Below are 23,345 nucleotides of genomic sequence, written 5' to 3' on the forward strand. Positions count from 1 at the left end.
TGTTTACTATGAGTCGAAAAGGATTATTGAAAGGAATAGCTGTTCCTCTCTGTGTATTGTTTGTCATTTGTATCATTCCAAACGCGTATGGTTCCGGCTTCGCGATCTTTACCCAAGGGGCTACCGCACTCGGACAGGCAAATGCCGTAATTGCCAACTCTGATAGCCCGTCGGCTATCTTTTTTAATCCTGCATTGATTAATAAACTCGACGGGACACAGATAGAAGCTGGGACGACCGTGCTTTTGCCTTCTAATGAATTTAGAAGTGATTTATCCGGAAAGACTTTTAAAACAGAAGAAGACGTGTTTTTCCCCTCCACGGTTTTTATCACCCATAAGTTCAATGATAAGGTTAGTGCCGGACTGGGCGTCTTTAACTCTTTTGGATTGGGAATTGACTGGGGTGATGATTGGGAAGGAAGGTATATAGCTACCAATTCAGAATTACAAACCTTTAATATAAACCCCGTGGTTTCATATCAGATAATGCCAAATATCGCATTCGCGGCAGGAGTTAACTACGTTCTGCTCGATACTACTTTAGAGAAACAGATAAATCTGTCTCCCTACGGGCTATCCGACGCCGGACAACAATTTGACGGAGATGGTGATGGCATTGGATATAATCTTGGCTTTATCTACGACATTAACGAAGATATTTCCATCGGTACATCGTACCGCAGCAAAATCGAGGTTGATATTGATGGCGACGCCGATTTTGACCTTCCCAACGGTACCCCTTCACTAATCAGCACACTATTTCAAAATACCGGAGGCAATGCAGACCTGACACTTCCGCAACAGGCTCATGTGGGAATTACCTATAGAGGCATAGACTGTCTTACGCTGGAAACTGGTTTGAGATGGGAAGGTTGGTCTTCCTTTGACGAATTAAAGATAAATCTTGATCAGCCGGTTGCCGGCAGTAAAACATCCGTTACCGAAAAAGATTGGAAAGATACCTATTCAGTAAATCTTGGCGCCAAATATCAGATAAATAAAACATTTGCATTGCTTGCAGGTTACCTGTACAGCGGAAACCCTGTACCCGACAAAACTTTTGACCCCATTGTCCCCGATGCCAATACACATCTTATTACCCTCGGAACCAATATTAAATTCAAACAATTCAGAATCGACATAGCATATGGTTATCAGCGGCTCGAAGGCAGGAGTAAAAACAATTCCATTGATGACAATCCCTCTGACTCCCTGGTAAATAGTGCCACCAGCGCGAGTGGAAAGTATGATAGTGATCTCCACTTGATTGGTATCAGCCTGGTGTATAATTTTTGATTGTAGATTATGGAAGGCATTTATTTATATAGCACCCACATTCCTAATCCGGCATAGCCAGAAACTAAACAAACACGAAAACAATCTGCAGTCCTCAATTCTCAATCTGCAATTTGACGACGACAGATTGCTGACTACAGAAGGGACAATTAAACATTTTGCCAAAAAGCACGCACTGACGAATGGAAGTGTGCAAAGAAATTACCAATAAGGTACTAATGCCATGCCCGGCAGAACCAGAAGATCAGAAGAATGCAGAGAACACTACCAACTACCCCAAAAACGAAAAATCCCCCGTTGTTGTCCTATTGCCGGAGAGAAAATGGGATACCCCCTGCCTGCAAATGCAAGAACCTCAAAACCATTCCAAAACAAAGAAGTACCGGAAAGAGTCGAAATGAAATGAAATCGTTTCACTATTTAAGCTGGTTTTTTATAATTTGTTGCAAAAAGACAAAAAATTAGTAGTATTTTGTAAGCTTCGTATTTAATCTTTTGAAAGAAACATAGTAAAATGATTACTATACCCAAATCCATATCAAACTACTGCGAGCAAGCAATAATAGGTCTATTGCTTGCTGCAGTTGTCATTATTCCCCTGTTTTTTGATATACGCCTCTACAGCGTTTTTGACCTTAGCAAGGTCGCGGTTTTATATTTTTTTTCAATAGCTACGCTCGTAATCTGGACAATCTTACTAACGGTCAAACATGATTTTTCATTTTCGCATGTCTCGATAAACACGCCTATTCTTGCCTATATAGCAATCTTTATCATTGCAACAACGGTATCGATAAATCCGGTTATGAGCCTTTTCGGTACCTACAAGCGTTTTGAAGGGCTGGCGGCCACACTCTGCTATATATTTCTTTTTTACGTCACAATACATTTCATCACTACGCGTACAAGGCTTTATATGCTTTTGATATCTATGGCCGTTTGCGCGTTAATTTCTTCAATTTATGGGATTTTTCAGCGATGCGGTGTGGATTATTTTACATGGAGCAGCAGTGGCCCCCGGGTATTTTCAACATTTGGAAATCCTGTATTCTTTGCAGCGCAGCTTGTTATGGTACTGCCCGTGGTCGTTTCTTTATTTTTCATAGGCTTTAAAGAGAAAGAGGGCAAAGATGGTATTTTCATTAACAATCGATATGCCATCTGGAGTTTTTATGTAGTATCGGTGATCATATACATCGCCTTTTGGCTTACCAATACCAGGGCATGTTTTGTAGCGCTTCTTGGCGGGATCGTACCGTTTCTCTTTTTCATTTTTATAAAACGATCTACCGAAAGGTATCCATTCTTAATACTTGTTGTTTCATTCTTTATTATAGGGATATTCTTTAATGTGAAGCCTGAAACGTCATTTATTAAACATTTTGCTGCTGATGTGCAAAATGAAAAGGATTCGTCAGATTTTTTTATTGATAAAGAGGCGGAAGAAAAAAGTATATCCCGGAAGCCAAGGCCATGGATTGCCGGAAAATTTTCTGTTACAGGATCCTCCTTTTCCAGGATTTTTCAATATCTGGCGGCTGTTGAAATCATAAAGGACTATCCGGCCCTTGGCATTGGTCCAGATACCATAGGGATTGTTTTTCAAAAAAATCTGGCAAAGGTATTTTCTGTTTTAGAAGAGGATAATGGATTTCAGTTTCCCCGTCAGGATAGAATCCATAATGATATCCTTGATACTGCCGTCACCCGGGGCATCCTGGGTTTGGGAACGTATGTGTGGCTGTTGACTGCCTTTGGGGTATATGTTGGCAGGAATTACAGGAGATTAAACAATCGGGATAAGATCCTTATATTAGGGCTTTCATCCGGAATAGTTTGCTATCTCATTCAGAATCAATTTAGCTTTGGAAACACCCCCATTGTGACGCTTTTCTGGGTGATGATGGGGCTTTGTATTTCGATAATAAAAATAAATACCGCCGAAGGAAATGGCGCGGGCGAAGAAGCGCAGTTAAAGCAAAAAAAAATCCTTCAAAAGAAAGAGAATGTCCCTTCCCCTGGCAAAATCTGTTTTAAGTGGATTTGTTGTGTATCGATACTTGCCATGTTGGGTTTTATCACCTTATTTGTTTTGCGTATATACAAGGCGGATATGAATTTTGAATATGGCAGAAGGATATTGAATTATTCTGAGAGAGAAAATTCAGCACTGATGGTTGATAAAGGACTGTTCTTTATCAACAGGGCAGTCCTTCTCAACCCTTATGAAACCACGTATCGTGACGAATTATGCAAAGTATATTTACAAAAAGCATCAAATACAAATGATGAGAAATGGATACAAAAGGCATTTGTCCATGCGGGTAATTCTTTAAAGGTTATTCCGGAACATTTTGTAGGTTTTTTTCATTTTGGCATGATTTATCAGATGTTAGCGGAAAAATTTAATCGGCCTACGATTGATCAGGCGATTGATTTTTATAGCAAAGCGATAGAAATGGACCCGTTTCAGGCGCAATTTCACGGCAATCTTGGGTTTTTATATCTCAATAAGGGGAATACGGATCGCGCACTGGAGGAATTCTATCAGGCGTATTTGATTCGGCCAGCAACCGTCACCTATTTAGAGCGATTGACCAATATTTATTTACAAAAAGGGGAGATGGAGAAGGCACTCTATTTTGCGGAAAAGGCGGTTGAAATAAATCCTGCAGAACCTGTGTATTATAATAACTTAGGTGCGATTTTTCTTAAAAAAGGCATGCCGGATAAAGCGATTGAAAGTTTCAAAAAGGCGCTGGAACTTAGTCAGAACGGACAAGTTTACCTGGAGAATTTAACAAATGCCTGTTTGTCTGCGGGAAAATATGAAGAACTTTTGGATTGTTACAAAAAACTCATTGAACGGAATCCTTCCGTTGCAGACTACTATAATAATGTTGGCGTTATTTATAAAAAAAAACAACAATATGATGAGGCCGTCCGATATTCTCAGAAGGCCGTGTCATTGGCGCCTGAGAATCCCATTTATACACACAATTTAGCGGGGGAATATGTTGATTTACAGCAGCATGACCGGGCAGAAACCCTTTTACGCGAGTTTAATATGGCCTACCCGGAGCATGGTTATGTAAATATTTATTTGCTACTTGCAGATATTTACCTGAAAAATTTCGACTGGGAAAATGCAGTGCACGAGTGCCAGAGAGTAATACAAATAGATAAAAAATCAATCGATGCACACAGGATACTTGGCGTTGTTTATTATAATAGGGAACAATATGATCTGGCGAAGGAGGCATTGGAAAACACGCTAACGCTTGCACCTGATGATAAGGTCGCCAGGGAATTACTCGAAAAGATTGAAGAAAAAACCAGGGAGTAAAAGATGTCGTTGGTGAGGTTTGTATGCGTTGTTATTTTTCTCGTGTAACTATTCAGCGTAATTTATTAAATTACCCGGAGATCAGAGCGCAACTCGTTCCCAAACCTTGTACTGAACATAGTGAAGTATCTGTTTGGGAACGAGCCGTGTATCGTTTTACGCTGAATAGTTGCTTTCTCGTTGCTTTTTTGTACTATTTTTGCTATCTATAAATCCATGTTTAAATCATATGACCTTATAAAAAAACTGGAACCAAAAATTGGCGAAGATGAAGCCCGGGATCTTATCGAGTTCATTGAGGCTTACAGGGGAGACGGTGCAACCAAAGCAGACATTGAGTTGCTAAAAATTGACGGTGAAAAAACGAGAAACGCGCTTGGTGTTAAAATTGATCGAACAAAAAGTGAACTTGAAGGCAAAATCGACCAAACAAAGAGTGAACTTGAAGGCAAAATCGATCGAACAAAAAGTGAACTTGAAGACAAAATCGATCGAACAAAAAGTGAACTTGAAGACAAAATCGATCGAACAAAAAGTGAACTTGAAGACAAAATCGACCAAACAAATAGTGAACTTGAAGGCAAAATCGACCAAACAAAAAGTGACTTTGAAGGCAAAATCGATCGAACAAAAAATGAACTTGAAGGCAAAATCGACCGAACAAAAAGTGAACTTGGAGACAAAATCGACCGAACAAAAAGTGACCTTGAAGGCAAAATCGATCGAACAAAAAGTGAACTTGAAGGCAAAATTGAAAATTCCAAGCTTGAACTATCAGGCAAAATCTATATTGCTAAAATCGACCTGCTTAAGTGGCTTTTTGGTTTCTGGATTACGCTCTTAGGCACAATTGTCTTCCTGTGGTTTTCTAAATAATCATCCCTAAACGGACATTTTAAAAACATATTCATTTCCCTACCTGCCAGTCATTATTTTTTTCAAAACGAATTTATTTAAAAGAATCCATATCCCATAGCCATACACGGGCATGGTGGAGAAAATGTGCATGGACGTTTTTTTTAATCCCTCATCGGTTGCCATTATCGGTGCTACGGAAAAAACCGGCAGTGTGCCTGGAATTATACTGAAAAATCTTCTAGATATGGGTTTTGCCGGAAGAATTTATCCCGTAAACCCAAAATATAGGGAAGTTTTTGGCTTACAATGTTTTCCTGCACTGTCTGATATTTCTGAGGAAATTGCGCTTACCGTTATTGCAATACCGGCTTCGTTTGTATTGGAAATCGTGAAGCAGCAGGCGCAGAAGGGAGTCCATTATGCCGTAATAATCAGTGCGGGATTTCGCGAAATGGGCGCAGAGGGTATTCAAATGGAAGAGGATATCCGGAAAGTTGCGCTTGAAAATAATATTCGCATTATAGGCCCCAACTGCCTGGGGGTTTTAGATAATTATGCGAACTTTACCACATCTTTCTTGTCATGGGAAAGGATTACTAAACCAAAAAGAGGCGCCCTCTCAATTCTTTCGCAAAGCGGGGCATTTGCCATCACTGTATTGGATTTAGCGGCCCAGGAGGGAATAGGTATCGCTAAAATGGTGAATTACGGAAACCGGATGGATGTGGGAGAGTCCGATCTTTTGCCGTTTTTAAAGGAAGACCATCATACAAAAGTTGTAGCCATTTATATGGAATCGGTTGATCACGGAAGACGGTTTATTGAAGCCGCAAAAGCCTGTTCCAGGGAAAAACCTATTGTAGCGTTGAAAGTAGGAAAGGGCGCTGCAGGGGTAGCGGCTGCTAAATCGCATACCGGAGCAATTGCAGGAAACTATGAAATATATAAAGCGGCATTTCTGAAGGCAGGCATTATTGAGGCAAATGGCCTTGAAGAATTTATTGACGGGATAAAGGCCCTTTCCATGCAATCCCCTCCCATGGGTAACAAAATATTAATCGTAACAAATGGAGGGGGCTTTGGCGTTATTGTGGCGGATTATTGCGCCCAAAACGGTTTGGAAGTGACGCCTCCTTCGCCTGAATTAAAGGAGAAATTAAAGGAGAAATTCGCTAAGTTTTACGTTGTGAATAATCCGGTAGACTTAACGGGAAGCGCGTGCGATGATGATTATCGCGTTGTTTTGCAAACTTGTATGGTCGAAAGCGATGAATATGACGCGGTTATTATTATACCGCTTATGTCGCCGAAAGGGATGTCTGAGAAAATTGTATCCGTTATTGATGAGACAATGAAGGCATCGGGGAAACCCGCTGTTGTGTGTACCGTTGGCGGAGTTTTCGCCACGAAGATAAAACGGTTATTGGAAGAACGGCATTATCCCGTATACCCCTCTCCGGAAAGAAGCGCAAAGGCCATGGGCATGTTGTTGGAGAGAAAGATGTTGCAGGCGCATTAAAGGAAAGGCAGATAAATTAAAAATTTTCATTCACAATTAAACTGATTTTTGGTAAAAATAATAGGGCGTTGGTGCCGGGGAAAAGCCTTGGTAGTATATCGCTCAGTTTTGGGCTTATCTGAGCAGCTTCGACACCGACGCTCTTTTTTTTCTTTATACAAACTGTAAGGGCGAAGCATTTGCCATAAATTGTCATAAATGCGTTCGTACCTAAACTGGCAAATGCTTCGCCCCTACCCTGGTAGAATTGCTACCGTGTCTTAAGCCGATAAATAATAAACATATAGTTCTTGAACAGAGAACATGGCGGCCATTACCTTTATAGAAAATATCATTCTTTATGGCACCCCTTGAAATAGAAAAATCCGACCTCCAGTCAATTGAAAAGATAGTAAACGGCCGTACAAGGATTAAAAAGGAAATTGCAAAGGTCATTATCGGTCAGGAAGACGTTATTGACGAACTTCTCGTTGCCCTTTTTTGCAAAGGGCATTGTCTTTTTGTGGGAGTTCCAGGCCTTGCGAAGACATTACTGGTAAGTACGTTAGCAGATGTTTTGAATTTGAAGTTTAATCGTATACAGTTTACGCCAGACCTCATGCCTGCGGATATCACAGGCACAGATATTTTAGAGACGGATCACGATACGGGAAAAAGGTTTTTCAAATTTATTAAAGGCCCTATCTTCTCCAATATTTTGCTTGCGGACGAAATTAATCGCACACCTCCAAAGACGCAAGCTGCCCTCCTTCAGGCGATGCAGGAAAACAAAGTGACTGCAAGCGGCGCTACCTATAAACTTGATCCCCCTTTCATGGTATTTGCTACCCAGAATCCCATTGAACAGGAAGGCACCTATCCTCTGCCTGAAGCACAACTTGACCGGTTTATGTTTCAGATTAATGTAGAGTATCCTTCCAGGGAGGAGGAAATAGAAATTGTGAGAACCACCACATCTGCTTTTAAACCCTGTGTTTCTAAGGTATTCAGTCCCGAAGAAATAATACATCTTCAGGAATTGGTTACCAGGGTGCCCGTTGCTGATCATGTGCTTGACTATGCCGTAAGATTGGTTCGCGCTTCCAGGCCAAACGATTCGGAGGCGCCTGATTTTATTAAAAAATGGATTAGCTGGGGGGCAGGCCCCCGTGCGTCGCAATATCTTATCCTTGGCGGTAAGGCCAGGGCAATACTGGATGGCAGGTATGCAGCGACATGCAGCGACGTTCGCAAGCTTGCAAAGTCCATATTACAACACCGCATTATCACGAATTTTCATGCAGAAGCCGAAGGGAAAACAACCCTTCACATTATCGACCAGTTGGTTGACGCCATAAAAGAATGAATGAAACACGGCGCAATATAGCCTCAACCGCTCTACCAAAGTGAGGAATCTTAAGATTCCTCACATCGCGCAGTCCACAAACCACAGTCCTCAATCGGCAATTTGCCGGCTGAAGACTGTGGATTGCCGACTGCATACTATAGACTACTTCTAAAAAATGCCTGAAAATCCTTTCGATCCAATAACACTCTCAAAGATTGCGAATATGGAATTGCGCGCAAGGCTGGTAGCGGATGCGGTAATGTCCGGCATTCATAAAAGTCCTTACACCGGTTCCAGCATCGAATTCCTTGAGCATAAAGAGTATTCTCCCGGCAATGAGATAAAACATATTGACTGGAAGGTACAGGCAAAGACTGATAAATATTATGTAAAACAATTCGAGGAAGAAACAAATCTTAAAAGCTACCTCTTTGTCGATGCCAGCGGTTCTATGGGATATAAGTCAAAAGGGGTAAGCAAACTTGAGTATGCAATTACCCTTGCGGCCTCTCTCTCGTATCTGCTGCTAAGGCAGTCCGATCTTGTGGGATTGGTTTGTTTCCGCGAAGGCATGAAGCAGTATGTGCCTCCGCGGTCGAGACTTTCCCATTTTTATGCGATAATCAAAACACTTGAAGGATTAGAGGCTGGTGGTGCATCCAATATCGGCGCCGTTCTTAAAGAATTTGCTGAAAAGATCCGCCATCGTTCATTAATTATCATCATATCTGATTTTTTTGATAATAGGGAAGAAATTATACGGCAATTAAAATATTTCCATTTTAAAAAGAACGAAGTATTATTATTTCACATTCTGGACCCTTATGAACTCACTTTCCCGTTTGAAACGATTACTTATTTCGAATCGATGGAAGATGATAGAAAGATACTGGCAGACCCAAAGACGATAAAAGACCGGTATCTGGCAGAAATAAACCGCTTTATTGATCAATTCAAAAAAACATGCCTGGAAAATCAGATAGATTACTGGCTGATAGATTCTTCCACACCTCTTGACCAAACGTTAATTCAGTTTTTGGCGCGAAGGGAAAATGTCCTCCGTTCAATCATCAAGATATGACGCACCACGGTATCAGTAATTTCTTTGCATTATTTGGTAAAATATTTAATGGTGAAATCTGATAATTGTAAAATCTGAAACACGAAATGCGAAACAAATTCGAATAACAAAGCATAAAATTCAAAACAAATCCAAAACATCCCTGTCTGCGTGCGGTCACGCACAGGCAGGCAACAATATGAAGCATGAAATGTACGATACGAAAGGTGTACTTGTTTAGAATTTACATCATTTTGTCATTAGAATTTGTTTCGTATCTCGGACTTCGAATTTCGTATTTTTCATTTCATGTTTGTTTGGTTTCTGGCTATGCCAGCTTAGGTATCTGTTTATTATCACTTTTTTGGGGGATATAATGCATGGCACATCATTTTAAGAATGCGGAAGAATGTTGGAGGTCTATCCTGTCAGATGTAAAAGGAAATGCCAATTTACTGAGTGAAATCAAGAGGTTTGCGGAAGAAAACACCGCTCCGGCAAAGATCGTTTTTGGGACATCCGGCTGGAGAGGAGAAATGGGCACAGACTACACCTTTCATACGGTGCGCATAGTAACCACCGCAATAATTGAAATGTTTAAAAACGCAAGCGCTGAATTACTGAGCGCTTTAGGGGCGGAGAATTTCGGGGATATAAAAAAACGCGGCATAATTGTGGGACACGATAACAGGTTCCTTGGGCCTGAATTTGCAAATGCTGTTATGGGTTTATTGTCTAAGGAAGGCATCAAGGTGTATTACACAGGTGAAGCGACCACACCTGAATTATCAGCCTCTATTGAAATGGTAAATGCCGCCGGCTCGATAAATTTAACCCCTTCGCACAACCCTTCCAATTATGCCGGATTTAAGTTTAATCCGGCCGATGGCGGCCCTGCCGGCACTGAGATCACAAGTGTCATTGAAAGGAATGCAAACCAATTAATGGCAAACAACAAAACCATACCGGCAATTTTGCCCGGAGATGTAGAGAAGATAGATACCATAAAACTTTATAAAGATTTTCTTCTGCGCCGGGGTACATTGGATATTGAGAAAATCAGGCGATTTATTCAAAACGAAGATTGTTTTATTTGCATAGATCATGTTCACGGCGCATCAAGAAAAAGACCTGCTTCAATTCTCGGAGAAAGCAATAAAATATCTTATCTGAGAACTGAAGACGACTATTTGTTTGGCGGCATTTCTCCGGAGCCTTCTGCCAGAAACATACAACCGGCAATGGATATGCTGAAGGGAAGAGGAAACAGATTTAAGCTGGGCGTGGTTATTGACCCGGATGGAGACAGAATACGATTTACTGACGGAAACAGAGATATCACCATAAACCATTTTGGCGCGACGGCGCTCCACTTTTTACATACGTATAAAAATATTTTCGGCGTATTGGTAAAGTCGGTAGCAACCAGTAATTTTGGAAATGCCATTGCTCAAAAACTGAGTATTCCGGTAAAAGAAACGGCCGTAGGGTTTAAGAATTTTAGGCCCTATATGTTACAAAAAGCCAGTGAAAGGGCAATTGTCGCCTACGAAGAGAGCGACGGAATAACCGGATACAACAATACCCTTGAAAAAGACGCCTTGTTTGGCCTTTTGATCGCCATTGAAATGATGGCTGTTACAGGAAAAAACATCAGTGAATATCTTTGCATGCTGGAAGAAGAATTCGGCGCATACTATCCTGAAAGGGCAGGAATTGAGGTCGCGCGTTCTCTGGCAGGGGAACCGCTCGCAAAAAAACTTTCTAAACTACTGGAAAGATTTAAAACAGGTGAAGAATTTTTGATAGGTGAAAAGAAGAAAAAAATAGCTTCTGTTATCACCACAGACGGCATTAAAATAGTACTGGACGATAATTCCTGGTTTTTGATTCGGCCGTCCGGCACGGAACCAAAAGTAAGATTTTATACAGAAACAAGATCTCAGTGTGAAGCGGCGGCAATGATTGACGCCGTAAAATCCATTACAAAAGAGGCGCTTGAATAGGATGCAATATCATTTTGAACAGGGGAGCAGATATGTCGATTAAGGAAAATCTGGAGAATGTAAAACAAAACATCGCCAATGCAGCAATTAAAACAGGGAAGAAGCCGGAAGATATCACCCTGGTTATGGCAACAAAAACGGTGGATGTTGACCGGATACGTGAAGCAATCAAGGCCGGCGGAAATATCATCGGCGAAAACAAAATACAGGAGGCGCTCAAAAAATACCAGGAACTGAAAGATGAAAAGGTGGAATGGCATTTTATTGGGCATTTGCAGACAAATAAAGTAAAAGACGCCCTGAAATTTGCACATATGATACATTCCGTAGACAGACTTCCACTGGCAGAAAAACTCGATCACCGGCTTATGCAGGAAGTGAGGTCGCTTGATATCCTTGTGCAGGTCAATACTTCTCATGAAGAGAGCAAGTATGGCATCGAACCAGAAAAGGCAATATCCCTGATAAAACAAATCGCAAAATATGACACGTTAAATATTCGTGGACTTATGACTATCGGGTTATTTACAAAGGACGAGGTAAAGATCCGGAAGTGCTTCAAAGTGTTGAAAGCACTTTGTGATACTATTGTAACGGAAGGGATCGATAGGGTGCAAATGGACTACCTATCCATGGGGATGACAAATGATTACCAGATAGCTATTGAGGAAGGCGCAAACATGGTAAGAATTGGCACGGCAATTTTCGGGGCAAGAAATACTCCCGATGCATATTACTGGCCATCAGAAAAAAAAGACCAGTGAGATTGTGCAACATAAGAACTATTGAAAAAGTATACTCCATATTATTGCTGGATTCGTCGCGAAAGGGCCGCTCCTTAATCCACCCAGTACTGGTTCAGGATAGAAATGTATTGTTAACAATGGAAATAAAGGTGATGCTGTGAAATCAAAAGTAGTTGTTTATAAGACAGAAGAAGGTGGTTACCGGGCAGAAGTTCCGGCTATCCCTGGTTGTCTTACACAGGGTGATACATTGGAAGAATAATTGCAAAATATCTATGTTTTGCAAAAATAAGAAATGGTTTTGATGTTTTGACACAACACATTAAAAGACCACACACAGAACAGGATAAAGAAATTTATAGAATTGCTGTAGAAAAATGGAAAAGCAAGATGGGGAGGCTCGATTACAACGATCTCCCGGAAAGGCTTAAAACCCATAAAAACAGAAACGCTTTCTTAGACAGATTTAAGGTCGTAGCTGATAATGTGAATTATTCACAGACAGTGGTAGCGCATATTGCAAAAGACGGACATTATTACATTCATCCTGATATAGAACAAAATCGTTCAATCTCGGTTCGGGAAGCTGCCAGACTGCAATCATTTCCTGACGATTATTATTTCGAGGGAGTAAAGGAGGGGAGAAACAGAACTGCTGCTTTTAAACAAATTGGGAATGCCTTGCCGCCACTGATGGGTAAGGCGGCATAAACATCAAACAATAATTTTAAAAATGGACTTACAATATATTAAAAATACAATTGTGGAATTGAAAGAAAGAGATAAAATCTACTCTCATGAATTGGAATTAAATACTTTGGAAGAAGCAAACAAAATTGTTAAAGTTGGCGCTTTAACTGTTGGAACTGATTCAAAAGGAAAAATTATTGCCCAAAATGTTTTATATCCTACTCAGTTTTCACAAAAGGCAGTTGAAAATATTTTGACAATGAATTGGAGAAACGGAAATGGAGAACGAGTTGAACCTCTTGTGTATGGAAGAAATGACTGGTATCGGGAAAGGTTGAAAACGATAAATGGTATTTTGAAACTTATGGATGAAAGTAAGACTGAAAACTATGATTCGGTAGAAACCAAAGAATAGCTATATGCTTAATTTCTATTACAAGGATTCTATCGAAACTTTTCAAAATAAAAGCATAGAAGAGATAATTGGTTTGATTGCTTTATCTAATCAATTTGATTCTACTATTAATCAAAACAAGTCGTGGGAACAACAAATACCTATTCTGAAGAAAGCTTTAGATGGATATTACGGGACAATTTTTTTTGAGTTCTCAATCCCAAGAATGGGAAAGCGTGTAGACTGTTTAGTTATTATTGATAATATTGTTTTCGTTATTGAATTTAAAGTTGGGGAGAAAGAATTTTTAAGTTACAACATTGACCAAGTTTGGGATTATGCTCTTGATTTGAAAAACTTCCACAAGCCAAGCCATTCCGCGGTTTTAGCACCGATTTTAGTAGCAACAGAAGCAAAATATTTATTAAACGAGATTTCTTTAACCCCGCACAATGATGATTTGATTTTTCCTATAAAGTCGAATAAGGATAACTTACATGATGCAATTAAGAATACATTATTGTTTTTTCGTGGTAAAACAATAATAAATGGAGATGAGTATGCGAAAGGAAGTTATTCTCCTACCCCAACGATTATAGAAGCAGCCGTTTCACTTTACAACAATCATTCAGTTGAAGAAATTACCAGAAATGACGCAGAAGCTATAAATCTGAGTAAAACAAGTTCGGCTATATCTGAAATAATTGACTATGCTAAATCCGAAAACAAGAAAGTAATTTGTTTTGTAACGGGCGTCCCTGGCGCTGGAAAAACTTTAGTAGGATTAAAAGTGGCAACCTTACATTTAGATAATGAAAAAAACAATACAAGTGTTTATTTATCTGGTAATGCTCCTTTAGTAGCAATTCTTCAAGAAGCTTTGATAAGAGACAAAGTTAATCGGGAAAGAGAACTTGGAAATAGAATAACTAAATCAGAGGCGAAAAAAGGAGTAAAAACATTCATACAAATAATTCATCATTACAGAGATGCTTATCTTGTAGACCCAAATCCACCTTATGATCATGTTGCGATTTTTGATGAAGCACAAAGGGCATGGAATAAAGATCAGACCGTTAAATTCATGAGGCAAAAAAAGAATCAGAGTAATTTTAATTATTCAGAGCCAGAGTTTCTCATTTCTTGCCTTGATAGACATAAAGATTGGGCTGTTATCGTTTGTTTAGTTGGAGGTGGGCAGGAAATAAATACTGGAGAGGCAGGAATATCAGAATGGTTAAATGCCATTTACAGTAAATTTACTGACTGGGAAGTTTGTATTTCACCAAACCTAACTGATAGTGAATATGCGGCAATCGAATCTATTAGTAAACTTCAAGAAAGAGGGGTTACAAAATATAATAAAGATTTACATCTCTCTGTTTCAATGCGGTCTTTCAGGGCAGATAAAGTTTCTTTTTTTGTAAAATCACTTTTGGACTTAAACGTAGATGAAGTAAAAGAAACGCTATCATCTATCTCAGAAAATTATCCAATTATGTTAACAAGAGATTTAGCAAAAGCAAAGAAATGGTTGAAACAAAAATCAAGAGGAACCGAACGATACGGAATAGTAGTATCCTCCCAAGCCCAAAGATTAAAGCCCCTTGCAATTGATGTTAAATCCCCAATGAATCCTGTAAACTGGTTTTTAGAGGGTAAAGATGATGTTCGTTCTTCCTATTATTTGGAAGATGTTGCAACGGAATTTCATGTTCAGGGCTTGGAGTTGGATTGGGCTTGTGTTACTTGGGACGGTGATTTAAGATATTCTGAAAGCGGATGGGGAACTTTTTCTTTTGTTGGTAATAAATGGCAAAACATTCACAAGGAAGAAAGAAAAAGATATTTGATTAATGCTTACAGAGTATTGTTAACCAGAGCTCGACAAGGAATGGTAATCGTTCTCCCGGAAGGAAATGTTGAAGACCATACCAGAAAGCCAGAATACTACGACAAAACTTTCAACTATCTAAAAAGTATCGGTATCAAAACTCTTTAGCAGTAATTTCTATTTTCTTGAATGAAGCGGACAAGGCTATACTTAGAAAGTTTCTTCACGCCAATTCTGACTTTCTAAACATTCTTAATTCTTGGGTTGGCCCAGAAAAACAAATCAGGGATTTGCAGTCAGGAACATGGAGCGTTGAGATAAAAACAACTCATCAAAACAATCATCAGAAAGTTCACATAAGCAGCGAAAGACAACTTGACACACGTGATATGGGAAATCATTTTCTCTATCATCTTTCATTGGAAGCAAGACAACAATCGGGCGAAATATTAAATCAAATTGTTGATTCTGTTTCAGAATATTTAAGTTCTGACATCTTTACGAACACACCGGATATTTAATTCGGCAGGATGTATTCTGCAAAGTAGAAAATGACTTTCCGGGAATTGAGGAGAGAGATATTTGCAGTAAAATAGGGACAGCGACCATTTCTGGAGATTTGGAAAAGTAAGCAGATAACATTTCTGTCCCTATTTTGCCAGGAAGACCGCAGGCCGGAAGACTTGTTGTTTCAGGTATTTATCGATCGGGACATTGAACAGACCCTGCCGGCGGTGAAAGAAACGATTGAGGGTAAAACCGTGTTTTTTGTGGACGATAATGTGCTGACGACCTGTTTTGATAACGGCATTACCGAAGAGCTGGTGAAACGCCTGGCAAAACGCAAACCCCTGCGTGCGGTATTCCGCGATAGCTCATACGGCAGCGACAGTGTAAAGATCAATCTGGAGCGGATATTTAAGATCCTATCTCCATGTACTGATGTCCGATCGATTTAGGGAAAGAACCACAGATGAATACAGATAAACACGGATTTGGATTCGAAAAACTGGTTGTGCTATTTGCGCAGACACAGAGTGAACTACAGAAACAGGCGGCCCGTTCGGTTGATATTGCTTTAGTAATTCGCAACTGGCTCTTTGGCTGGTATATCGTGGAGTTTGAAAATGGCGGTGCAGAGCGGGCGGAACTGTATGGCAAGAAACTTCTTCAATGCCTTTCTGCGGAGCTCAAACAGGCTGGGCTGAAAGGTGTTTCACTAACTAATTTGAAGCAGTTCAGGCTGTTTTACGAAACCTACAAAGAGATTGGTCGGGCACCGCCTGACCAATCTTCTATCGATACAAACAACTGGGGAAAAATTACACAGACTGTGTTTGCGCAATCTCTGAATGTCGATACCCAAAAGATTCGGCAGGCAGCGCCTGACCAATCTCAAGAAACAAGGGCATGCCTGCAGGAAATCACGGCAAAACTGTCAGCTCGCTTTGTGCTTGGCTGGACGCATTATGTCACGCTTCTCACGGTTAAAAATAGTGAAGAAAGGCGGTTTTATGAAATTGAAGCCGCAGAAAAAACGGCTGGGGATATCGTGAACTGGAACGTCAGATTAACTCGGCTCTTTATGATCGGCTTGCTTTGAGTCGTGACAAAGAGGAGGTGAGAAGATTATCCACACATGGACAACTCCTCGAAAAACCGGCGGATGTGATCAAAAATCCTTACATTTTAGAGTTTACGGGATTGGAAGAATGCAAAGCATTCAGTGAGCATGATCTGGAAACAGCTCTTATCGACAAAATAGAGTATTTTCTCCTGGAATTGGGTAAGGGGTTCCTGTTCGAGTCCTGCCAGAAACGCTTCTCCTTCGAGAATCGTCATTTTTATGTAGATCTGGTTTTTTACAACCGACTTCTGCGCTGTTACACTATAATTGACCTCGAAATTGGTGACTTAAAACATCAGGATTTGGGTCAAATGCAAATGTATGTGAATTATTTCGACCGTTATGTAAAACTCGATGAGGAAAATCCAACGGTCGGTATTCTGCTCTGTCTCAGCAAAAGTGATGAACTGGTTTAATTGACACTTCCGAAAGATTCCAATATCTACGCATCGGAATATCAACTTTATCTGCCTTCCAAAGAAGAACTGAAAAACCAACTGGAAGATGCACAACGGGAATGGGAAGCGCACCATGATAAGGAAATACCTGTTCAGAACTTGTGTAGCTATTCAGCGTAATCTATTAAACTACCGAAGCACCACTCGTTCTCAAACCTTGTACTGAACATAGTGAAGTATCTGATTGGGTACGTAATGGCAATGGAAACTACATTCGTGGGCTCAGGTTTGTAACCGTTCGGCTGAGCTCACGACGAAGCCTGACCCAAACGTTTTATCCTTTTAATCCAGCCTTCTATTGGCAGAACAAATGACAAATAAATTTCAGATTCCAAACAGTCATCATGTTTCATTTGCGACACCCGGAAACGATGAAAATGGTTTTATAACCATATAGTGTTGTAATATATGTACTTAAGCTTTTTTTGTAGTCTTACTTTCGAGTCGGAAACATCTGGCATTTCTGTTTATGTACCGGTTCAAATGTGTAGGGCCATCCAAAAGGTATCAGCTTGTTATTGCAAGGGGCTCGGCTTGTCATTGCAGGGATCTCAGCTTGTCATTGCGAGGGTCTTTTCCGAAGCAATCAGTATACTACGAGATATTTCGTGGCGTAAGAAACGCCATATCGCGGGAGAGGCAAATTAAGGGTGGCTCAAGGGCTAAAAAAAATAGAATTAATTAATGGAATGAATGCAGGATGGAAGGATCGCTATGACGGTTTATGAGATTGCTTCGGAAAAGACCCTCGCAATGACAAGCCGATGCCCTTGTAAATGACAAGCATGTGGTTTTGGTATGATGGATAGAGAATCGGGTTTCTAATCCGCTTCCACTTGTAATGACAAAATAAGTCATCAGTCATCATGTTGCATTTGCAACACCCAGAAACGATGAAAATGGTTTTATAACCATATAATGTTGTAATATATGTACTTAAGCTATTTTTTGTATTCTTACTTCCGAGACTGAAATTAATATACATTTGAAGATGTTAAACAGAAAATATCATATTTTGTTATTTGCGATAATCGTTGCCACCCCTCTTATCGTCTATCTCAATTCCCTGGCAAATACGTTTGTTTATGACGATTACCTCACGATAACTAATAATCACTTTATTCGTGAATGGCGTTATATTACCGCACTTTTTAGCAAGAAATATGCCGCTGTATCTAATGAACTGACGTACCGCCCCATTGTTACCCTTTCGTATTTTATCGACTATGCCCTCTGGGGGCTAAGGCCTGCCGGATACCACTTCGTCAATAACATTATCCACACAGTCAATGTGGTTTTATTGTATTTTCTGGCGTATCGGCTTTTTGGGAATCGTATAGTCTCTTTGATCTCGTGCCTGATGTTTTCCATACATCCGGTATTTTCTGAGGCAGTAAATGCTATAAGCTATCGGGAGGATCTTTTATCTGCGACCTTTTTGTTGATTGCGTTTATTTTTTTTCTCAAATCTTCAGATAAAACGGCAAGCGTCAGGAATCTTTCTGCCTTTTATGCGGTATCCCTGATTGCCTATTTCTTTGCGTTATTATCAAAGGAAATGGCAATTACCTTTCCCCTCCTTGCATTTGCCTACGATTTTATTTTTAAAAGAAATGAGATTGCCAGCCGCCAGTGTGCCGGTATGCTTTCGCGCAGTGTTTATTTTTTCAGGGGCCGTTTTGTTACCCACTATATCGGATACATTATTATTAACGGCATATATTTGTTTTTGCGATTCAAGGTATTTAAAAATCCGGGAGAAGTGATATTTTATCCTGAAAAAAGCATCTTTATAAACGCCCTTATGATGACGAAGGTAGTTGGGTATTACCTTAAACTTTTCTTCATTCCCATGCCCTTAAATGCAGATTATGTTGTTCCTGTTGCATATTCTGTATTCGATGGGGCGTTTATTATTTCTCTTGTGGTAATCTGCGGCACCATGGTACTGGTAAAAAAAAATTGTTTTTCCGGGAAGTGGGTTTTTGCTTTCACCTGGTTTTTTGTATCGATGTTGCCCGTGCTTAACATAGCCCCTCTGCTGAATATAATGGCGGAAAGATATCTTTATATCCCGGGCATAGGATTTACCCTGTTTGCGGGACTGGCATTTAACAAAGGCTTTCAATGTTTTTACAGAAGAAGGCATTATTTTTTGTCATTTGTGGTGATAATTTGTTTTTTGCTGATGTGGGGGACAATACAGAGAAACGGGATCTGGCTTAATGAATTTACCTTCAGCACGGAAACGATACGCCGTTCGCCAAAGAGTTACAGGATTTACAATGGCCTTGGATATTTTTATTACAATAATGGCTTAATCGATAAGGCAATTCAGGCGTTTGAAGGCTCTATACAGGCAATGCCGACACATCCAAAGGCGCACAGCAATCTCGGCGCAGCGTATTCTCTGAAGGGAATGCAGGACAAGGCGATTGAGGAACTGCAATTTGCCGTTCGGCTGAGAGATCAATACCCGGAAGCGCATAACAATCTGGGACTCCTTTATAAAAGAAAAGGCATGCCCGACATGGCGATTAATGAATATGTGGCGGCGCTTAAAACAAACCCCTATTATGCGGATGCGCATAATAATCTCGGAAGCGTTTATATTGACACGGGAAGGTATGAAGAAGCCCTTTCTGAATTAGAAAAGGCATTAAAAATCAGAAGCAACTTCGCGCTGGCGCACTATAATATGGCGGTAATCTACTTCAAAAAGGGCCAGGTGGAAGATGCGTATAATAAACTTTTGGAAGCTTACAAGCTGGACCCCGGCAATGCCGATGTTCATCTCAGTCTTGGAGTTGTTTATAAAGACCATTTTCACGATACTGCCAAAGCTCTTTTTCACATAAAAGAGTCATTACGTATAAATCCACAGCACAAACAGGCGGAGGAAATGAGGAAGGTTATCAGGGAATTAACCCCGTAAGAAAGTCGGCAATCTACAGTCGGCAATCGGCAAATTGCAGATTGGGGATTGCAGACTGAGGACTGTTTTCGTGCTTAGGCTGGTTAAAAGGGAGTGAAACCGCAGATTGTCATATCATACACACTAAAACCACAATGGGATACCCCATTTTTTTTGTTGCAAAGAACGGAAGGTCTTTGCTATACTTTGCCTTTATATTGTTTGTTTTAGCGATAAGTTAATAGGTATTTACACATAGGGCAATGTGGGTATTTTTAAAGGATTTGGTGTTTCGATGATAAGTAAAGAAGCAAAACAGAAAATTATTAATGATCTTAAAATTCATGAAAATGATACAGGTTCTTCAGAAGTGCAGATAGCTTTGCTCACGGGACGAATCAATCATTTAACGGGCCATCTGAAGGTGCATAAGAAAGATAACGCATCGAGAAGAGGATTGTTGCAGATGGTCGGCAATCGTTCAGCGTTACTTAATTATTTATCAAGAACAGACCGCGAAAGATACAAAAAACTAATAAATAAACTAGGTTTACGCAAATAAATCTAAATTCATGGAGGAATCAATATACATACCCACACCAATGCATAAGACAATTAAAACTAACCATTCCTTTGCTGGTCAATGGAAAATTTAAAGAACATAGATTGAGAGGTCAAAATGGCACAATTTAAAGTGGAGAAGTTGATCGGCAATAGAGCGCTTAGCATAGAAACAGGCCGGGTCGCAAGGCAGGCTGATGGTGCCGTATTAGTGCAATATGGCGAAACTATAGTATTGGTTACAGCGGTTTCTGCATCAGAAGAAAAGGGAAACGTAGATTTTCTTCCACTTACCGTCGATTACCGGGAAAAGACATACGCTGCCGGGAAATTTCCTGGCGGTTTTTTCAAGAGAGAAGGAAGACCTTCTCAAAAAGAAATCCTCACCATGCGGTTGATAGACCGCCCTATCAGACCACTCTTTCCGGATACGTACTTCCGCGAAGTGCAGGTTATGTCAATAGTGCTTTCCGCAGATAAGGAAAATGATCCTGATATACTTGCGATGGTGGGCGCTTCCGCCGCATTATCCATTTCAAGCATTCCCTTTAGCAAACCTACTGGCTCGGTAAGAGTTGGGCAAATTGAAGGGAAATTTATTATCAACCCCACACATGCCGAGTTGGCACAAAGCAGCATGGATATTGTTGTCTCCGGGACAGAGGATGCCGTTATGATGGTTGAGGCGTCTGCAAAGGAAATTCCCGAAGAACAGATGGTGGATGCCATTATGTTTGGACATGCGGCTATAAAAGAAATCATAACTCTTCAACACGAACTTATTGAAAAATGCGGAAAAGAAAAGCAAATTGTTGCTCCTTCCATGATGAATAAAGAACTCATGGAAGAAGTTAAACAAAAATATTATACCGCTATTGTAGAAAAGAATCTGACTCCTGGAAAAGGATACCGAAAAGAAGCGCTTGATGAAATACTTGCGGCCATAATTAATGAATACTGTGTAGAAGGCGTCGAAAATGCACCTACACCAAAAGAAATTAAAGCAATATTTGAGACAGTTGAAACAATTGTAGTCCGGGAACAAATAGTGTCTAAAGGATTGCGACCCGATTCCCGCGGATTGAAGGATATAAGACCTATTACCTGTGAGGTTGGCATTCTCCCCAGAGTACATGGCTCTGCTTTGTTTACAAGGGGAGAAACACAGGCAATTGTTGTGGTAACCCTAGGTACCACATCGGACGAACAAAAAGTGGACGGACTTGAAGATGAATATTCAAAGAAATTTATGCTGGATTACAATTTTCCGCCTTTTTGTGTTGGTGAAACAAAGCCGTTGCGAGGTCCTGGCAGGAGAGAAATCGGGCATGGCGCATTGGCGGAGCGGGCACTGGCAGAAGTCCTTCCACCACCGAACAAATTCCCTTACACAACCCGTGTGGTGTCTGATATAACCGAATCTAACGGGTCTTCTTCGATGGCATCAGTTTGCGGCGGGACGCTTGCTTTAATGGATGCCGGTGTGCCTATAAAAGCTCCTGTAGCCGGCATTGCTATGGGTTTGGTGAAAGAAGAGAACAGTGTATGTATTTTATCTGACATATTAGGGACCGAAGATCACCTGGGAGATATGGATTTTAAGGTTGCAGGCACCGCGCAGGGCGTAACTGCTTTGCAAATGGATATAAAAATTGCTGGAATTACTGAGAAAATAATGCGTGATGCACTGGCGCAAGCCAGGGAGGGCAGGCTTCATATTCTTCAGGAACTGGAAAAAGTCATTGAAAAACCGAGAGAAAAAATTTCTGTATACGCGCCAAAAATTGTACAGATTAAAATTAACCCGGAAAAAATCGGAATGATTATTGGCCCTGGCGGAAAAAACATAAAGAAAATACAGGAAGAAACCGGGGCAAAAATTGAAATTGAAGATGATGGAACGGTAATCATTTCCGCAACCCTTGGTGAATCGGCAGAAAAAGCAAAAACATGGATTGAAAATATGACGAAGGAAGTTGAGGTTGGAAAAACGTATAAGGGAAAAGTTTTATCAATAAAAGAATATGGGGCGTTTGTTGAGATAATTCCCGGGCACGATGGCTTGGTACATATTTCCGAGCTTTCTTACGAATATGTTGAAAAGGCGGGTGATGTTGTGGAGGTAGGCCAGGAAATAATGATAAAAGTAATCGGCATAGATGACCAGAAGAGAGTCAAATTAAGCAGGAAAGCTGCTTTAAAGGAAAGCGAACAACCCCTTACTCCTAAGAATTAAAATTAACTATAATTGGGTATAATATTTGAGAAAATTTCAAAAAGGAGGACGTATTAGAGATTCTGTAAACAAATAATATATCTATTTTATATCTTTTTTATCTTTTTAGGAGGATGTAGAATCGTACGGTAAAGAAAAATGTTGCTAAGTTTGTTCGTTTTTTTAAAGTGGTAAGTATTAAATATAAGGAGAATGAGATAATGGCGATTGGCAAAGTCAAGTGGTTTGATGCAAAAAAGGGTTTTGGTTTTATCGAGCAAGATGGCGGAGGAGACGTCTTTGTTCACTATTCCAATATTGGCGGTGACGGATTCAAAACACTCGAAGACGGAGAAAAGGTAGAATTTGAAGTCGTCGAAGGAGCGAAAGGCCTGCAAGCCCAAAAAGTTAATCGCGTAGCTTCTTAAAAAATATATAAAATATCATTTAACGAGCCGGGAGGAAGCACATTCAGCCATCTTCCTGGCTCTT

The 23,345-nt window shown here is 40.3% G+C and carries 21 protein-coding genes and 1 pseudogene; all 22 read left to right on the forward strand.

What is annotated here, in order from left to right:
* The first annotated feature begins 8 nt into the window (after positions 1–8).
* The 22 genes and pseudogenes from KSMBR1_RS11025 (at position 9) to KSMBR1_RS11125 (ending at position 23,281) form a co-directional block, all read left to right on the forward strand.
* Positions 9–1,298 carry an OmpP1/FadL family transporter gene (locus KSMBR1_RS11025; protein WP_099325381.1) on the forward strand — a complete coding sequence of 430 codons (1,290 nt, stop codon included), beginning with the start codon at positions 9–11 and terminating at the stop codon, positions 1,296–1,298.
* A gap of 182 nt (positions 1,299–1,480) precedes the next feature.
* Positions 1,481–1,699 carry a hypothetical protein gene (locus KSMBR1_RS11030; protein ID WP_099325382.1) on the forward strand — a complete coding sequence of 73 codons (219 nt, stop codon included), beginning with the start codon at positions 1,481–1,483 and terminating at the stop codon, positions 1,697–1,699.
* A 113-nt stretch (positions 1,700–1,812) separates the two neighbouring features.
* On the forward strand, positions 1,813–4,644 hold the full coding sequence (locus tag KSMBR1_RS11035) for a tetratricopeptide repeat protein (RefSeq protein WP_099325383.1): 2,832 nt from the start codon (positions 1,813–1,815) through the stop codon (positions 4,642–4,644).
* Positions 4,645–4,860: 216 nt separating this feature from the next.
* Entirely contained in the window at positions 4,861–5,520 is a 660-nt protein-coding gene (locus KSMBR1_RS11040; RefSeq protein ID WP_157820534.1) for a hypothetical protein, read from the forward strand.
* A 130-nt stretch (positions 5,521–5,650) separates the two neighbouring features.
* Positions 5,651–7,021: an acetate--CoA ligase family protein gene (locus KSMBR1_RS11045; protein WP_164995664.1), complete on the forward strand. Its 1,371-nt coding sequence runs from the start codon at positions 5,651–5,653 to the stop codon at positions 7,019–7,021.
* A 340-nt stretch (positions 7,022–7,361) separates the two neighbouring features.
* Positions 7,362–8,366: an AAA family ATPase gene (locus KSMBR1_RS11055; protein WP_099325387.1), complete on the forward strand. Its 1,005-nt coding sequence runs from the start codon at positions 7,362–7,364 to the stop codon at positions 8,364–8,366.
* A gap of 157 nt (positions 8,367–8,523) precedes the next feature.
* Positions 8,524–9,429 (forward strand): DUF58 domain-containing protein, encoded by a 906-nt coding sequence (locus KSMBR1_RS11060; protein WP_099325388.1) that lies wholly within the window; start codon positions 8,524–8,526, stop codon positions 9,427–9,429.
* A 359-nt stretch (positions 9,430–9,788) separates the two neighbouring features.
* Entirely contained in the window at positions 9,789–11,414 is a 1,626-nt protein-coding gene (locus KSMBR1_RS11065) for a phosphohexomutase domain-containing protein (RefSeq protein WP_099325389.1), read from the forward strand.
* 32 nt (positions 11,415–11,446) lie between these two features.
* Positions 11,447–12,178 (forward strand): YggS family pyridoxal phosphate-dependent enzyme, encoded by a 732-nt coding sequence (locus tag KSMBR1_RS11070; RefSeq protein ID WP_099325390.1) that lies wholly within the window; start codon positions 11,447–11,449, stop codon positions 12,176–12,178.
* Positions 12,179–12,317: 139 nt separating this feature from the next.
* A pseudogene (locus KSMBR1_RS11075) lies at positions 12,318–12,419 on the forward strand (type II toxin-antitoxin system HicB family antitoxin); the annotation flags it as partial.
* Between the two features lie 50 nt (positions 12,420–12,469).
* Complete coding sequence (locus tag KSMBR1_RS11080; RefSeq protein WP_211436314.1) at positions 12,470–12,871, forward strand: DNA cytosine methyltransferase; 402 nt, start codon at positions 12,470–12,472, stop codon at positions 12,869–12,871.
* Between the two features lie 22 nt (positions 12,872–12,893).
* A complete protein-coding gene (locus KSMBR1_RS11085; RefSeq protein WP_099325392.1) occupies positions 12,894–13,265 on the forward strand; it encodes a hypothetical protein in 372 nt (123 codons plus the stop codon).
* 4 nt (positions 13,266–13,269) lie between these two features.
* Positions 13,270–15,246 (forward strand): DUF2075 domain-containing protein, encoded by a 1,977-nt coding sequence (locus KSMBR1_RS11090; protein WP_099325393.1) that lies wholly within the window; start codon positions 13,270–13,272, stop codon positions 15,244–15,246.
* A gap of 17 nt (positions 15,247–15,263) precedes the next feature.
* A complete protein-coding gene (locus KSMBR1_RS11095; RefSeq protein ID WP_157820536.1) occupies positions 15,264–15,599 on the forward strand; it encodes a PD-(D/E)XK motif protein in 336 nt (111 codons plus the stop codon).
* 165 nt (positions 15,600–15,764) lie between these two features.
* Positions 15,765–16,037: a hypothetical protein gene (locus KSMBR1_RS11100; RefSeq protein WP_099325395.1), complete on the forward strand. Its 273-nt coding sequence runs from the start codon at positions 15,765–15,767 to the stop codon at positions 16,035–16,037.
* A gap of 14 nt (positions 16,038–16,051) precedes the next feature.
* The gene (locus tag KSMBR1_RS21990; protein ID WP_197705169.1) at positions 16,052–16,681 is read left to right on the forward strand and encodes a DUF1016 N-terminal domain-containing protein; all 630 of its coding nucleotides are present in this window, start codon (positions 16,052–16,054) and stop codon (positions 16,679–16,681) included.
* The gene (locus KSMBR1_RS21995; RefSeq protein WP_197705170.1) at positions 16,678–17,121 is read left to right on the forward strand and encodes a PDDEXK nuclease domain-containing protein; all 444 of its coding nucleotides are present in this window, start codon (positions 16,678–16,680) and stop codon (positions 17,119–17,121) included. The genes KSMBR1_RS21990 and KSMBR1_RS21995 overlap by 4 nt, the downstream gene beginning before the upstream one ends.
* Entirely contained in the window at positions 17,122–17,283 is a 162-nt protein-coding gene (locus KSMBR1_RS22000; RefSeq protein WP_197705171.1) for a hypothetical protein, read from the forward strand.
* 895 nt (positions 17,284–18,178) lie between these two features.
* The gene (locus KSMBR1_RS11110; RefSeq protein ID WP_169704201.1) at positions 18,179–20,098 is read left to right on the forward strand and encodes a tetratricopeptide repeat protein; all 1,920 of its coding nucleotides are present in this window, start codon (positions 18,179–18,181) and stop codon (positions 20,096–20,098) included.
* A 277-nt stretch (positions 20,099–20,375) separates the two neighbouring features.
* Positions 20,376–20,639 carry a 30S ribosomal protein S15 gene (gene rpsO / locus KSMBR1_RS11115; protein ID WP_419470088.1) on the forward strand — a complete coding sequence of 88 codons (264 nt, stop codon included), beginning with the start codon at positions 20,376–20,378 and terminating at the stop codon, positions 20,637–20,639.
* A 117-nt stretch (positions 20,640–20,756) separates the two neighbouring features.
* Complete coding sequence (gene pnp, locus KSMBR1_RS11120; RefSeq protein ID WP_099325398.1) at positions 20,757–22,874, forward strand: polyribonucleotide nucleotidyltransferase; 2,118 nt, start codon at positions 20,757–20,759, stop codon at positions 22,872–22,874.
* 200 nt (positions 22,875–23,074) lie between these two features.
* Positions 23,075–23,281 carry a cold-shock protein gene (locus KSMBR1_RS11125; protein ID WP_099325399.1) on the forward strand — a complete coding sequence of 69 codons (207 nt, stop codon included), beginning with the start codon at positions 23,075–23,077 and terminating at the stop codon, positions 23,279–23,281.
* Positions 23,282–23,345 lie beyond the last annotated feature (64 nt).

Source organism: Candidatus Kuenenia stuttgartiensis, from assembly GCF_900232105.1.
GTDB lineage: Bacteria > Planctomycetota > Brocadiia > Brocadiales > Brocadiaceae > Kuenenia > Kuenenia stuttgartiensis_A.

Bases quoted from the DNA above. Each gene is read 5' to 3' on its own strand.
- KSMBR1_RS11025 (WP_099325381.1), top strand. From the start codon at position 9: ATGAGTCGAAAAGGATTATTGAAAGGAATAGCTGTTCCTCTCTGTGTA.
- KSMBR1_RS11030 (WP_099325382.1), top strand. From the start codon at position 1,481: ATGGAAGTGTGCAAAGAAATTACCAATAAGGTACTAATGCCATGCCCG.
- KSMBR1_RS11035 (WP_099325383.1), top strand. From the start codon at position 1,813: ATGATTACTATACCCAAATCCATATCAAACTACTGCGAGCAAGCAATA.
- KSMBR1_RS11040 (WP_157820534.1), top strand. From the start codon at position 4,861: ATGTTTAAATCATATGACCTTATAAAAAAACTGGAACCAAAAATTGGC.
- KSMBR1_RS11045 (WP_164995664.1), top strand. From the start codon at position 5,651: ATGGACGTTTTTTTTAATCCCTCATCGGTTGCCATTATCGGTGCTACG.
- KSMBR1_RS11055 (WP_099325387.1), top strand. From the start codon at position 7,362: ATGGCACCCCTTGAAATAGAAAAATCCGACCTCCAGTCAATTGAAAAG.
- KSMBR1_RS11060 (WP_099325388.1), top strand. From the start codon at position 8,524: ATGCCTGAAAATCCTTTCGATCCAATAACACTCTCAAAGATTGCGAAT.
- KSMBR1_RS11065 (WP_099325389.1), top strand. From the start codon at position 9,789: ATGGCACATCATTTTAAGAATGCGGAAGAATGTTGGAGGTCTATCCTG.
- KSMBR1_RS11070 (WP_099325390.1), top strand. From the start codon at position 11,447: ATGTCGATTAAGGAAAATCTGGAGAATGTAAAACAAAACATCGCCAAT.
- KSMBR1_RS11085 (WP_099325392.1), top strand. From the start codon at position 12,894: ATGGACTTACAATATATTAAAAATACAATTGTGGAATTGAAAGAAAGA.
- KSMBR1_RS11090 (WP_099325393.1), top strand. From the start codon at position 13,270: ATGCTTAATTTCTATTACAAGGATTCTATCGAAACTTTTCAAAATAAA.
- KSMBR1_RS21990 (WP_197705169.1), top strand. From the start codon at position 16,052: ATGAATACAGATAAACACGGATTTGGATTCGAAAAACTGGTTGTGCTA.
- pnp (WP_099325398.1), top strand. From the start codon at position 20,757: ATGGCACAATTTAAAGTGGAGAAGTTGATCGGCAATAGAGCGCTTAGC.
- KSMBR1_RS11125 (WP_099325399.1), top strand. From the start codon at position 23,075: ATGGCGATTGGCAAAGTCAAGTGGTTTGATGCAAAAAAGGGTTTTGGT.